Origin of the sequence: Halioglobus sp. HI00S01, assembly GCF_001635445.1 — a bacterium.
GTDB lineage: Bacteria > Pseudomonadota > Gammaproteobacteria > Pseudomonadales > Halieaceae > Halioglobus > Halioglobus japonicus.
In genome coordinates, this window is sequence record NZ_LWEE01000241.1 from 1 (window position 1) to 220 (window position 220).

Here is a 220-nt window from a genome sequence, read left to right on the forward strand (position 1 = left end):
CCCCAAACCCGTGTTAATGCGGGGCATTGGCGACGCCATTGTCGACGACATCGTTTATCACTACGACGACCTGATCGGCTACTATCAGCCGGAAACGGTCATCTTCCTGCCCAGCGTGACCGAGTTTCATATTCGCGACAACAAGTCTGCAGAGGATCTCGCCGAGGGTATTGCCGAACTTGTGACCACCGACGAACAGGTGCACATCACCCAGCAGTTT

The 220-nt window shown here is 55.0% G+C and carries 1 protein-coding gene; it reads left to right on the top strand.

Translation table 11 applies throughout. The features are described from left to right. Positions 1–220: hypothetical protein (locus A3709_RS24060; RefSeq protein WP_197484270.1), on the top strand; the 220-nt coding region annotated here is incomplete at both ends.